This is a genomic window from Vibrio sp. M260121 (assembly GCF_036533715.1).
Lineage (GTDB): Bacteria > Pseudomonadota > Gammaproteobacteria > Enterobacterales > Vibrionaceae > Vibrio.
Window position 1 is genome coordinate 1 of sequence record NZ_JATABF010000105.1, and the last position, 1,167, is coordinate 1,167.

A 1,167-nucleotide genomic window follows, 5' to 3' on the forward strand; every position below is an offset into this window, starting at 1 on the left:
GAAAGGGATAATAATTATTTCTTCGCTCAAGTGTTTAACTTTATGGACAACGGAAAGAGCGCGGTAATAACCGGCAAGAGCTTCCATCGACCAGAATCGAAAACGTACTTTTTCATCGATAAAAGACCAGAGCCATTTGAAGAGCGCTTAGAAAAACTTCTCGAACATGAACACGTGTTACCTGATCTGTATGAAAATCTTAAGGTCGTGAATTAAAGCGCCTTAACTAAATCAAGGCCAGCAAATCTGCCGGCCTAAAGTACGTAAGTTGAAAATGAAAAGGTCAAACAATCAAGGTTTCTTAATTAGATACCAATACCCACAGAGGCTCAGTAAATGGCGAAAGTCCTTTGCTTCCCAATTTAAGCCGATTAAGCCCGCTCATGATCCGTTAGAGCCTTTTATGACGGTAACTGATGATGTCCTCACTGTGCGTGATGCAAGACACGGTTTACGGTTTGCGTACCTTTTACCTTTGGTTATTGGACTATGGTTTTTGGCTTTTGTTTTTGTCGATAAGTTAGGACCTAATTCAGCTTCTCTAATCACTGCAAAGGAGAGAGTTATCGAGTATCAGGCTCAAAAGGCGAGAGGTGAGCCATTTGATTCTTTTGATAGAAAATGGTTTCAATATTATCGAGCTTGGTTCGATGAGAAAGGAGAATATTCTTTAATTAATTACAGTAGAGCCGTATTTAAGTATGGTACAAAAAATAAGCGAAAATCATTTGTGTCTGAGCTTATTATTGCTAGTGTGACATTGTCATTAACATTATTCTTTACTGTGTTTTTTATCAAGTCTCCAAAGCCAGCGCATATATACTTCGATCGAAAGCGTGGCCTTGTTTACACTTGGTTTTTTGGACGACTGGCTGCTTGCCGTTTTGAGAATTTAGGGTTCTTGGAGCGCAAAACGGGACTGCTTCTCTACTTATATTGTGAAAACAAAAAGCATAAAGGTGGCTATGACGTCTTTCCTATCACCGTTCAGCCGACAGGGAAAGTACACCTCAACTCAGAAAGGGATAATAATTATTTCTTCGCTCAAGTGTTTAACTTTATGGACAACGGAAAGAGCGCGGTAATAACCGGCAAGAGCTTCCATCGACCAGAATCGAAAACGTACTTTTTCATCGATAAAAGACCAGAGCCATTTGAAGAGCGCTT

The 1,167-nt window shown here is 39.9% G+C and carries 1 protein-coding gene and 1 pseudogene; both read left to right on the forward strand.

The window, feature by feature from the left end; translation table 11 throughout:
- Nucleotides 1–216, forward strand: a pseudogene (locus QTO06_RS25270) (hypothetical protein); the annotation flags it as partial.
- 187 nt (nucleotides 217–403) lie between these two features.
- On the forward strand, nucleotides 404–1,167 hold a 764-nt coding region (locus QTO06_RS25275), incomplete at its 3' end, for a hypothetical protein (protein ID WP_331410336.1).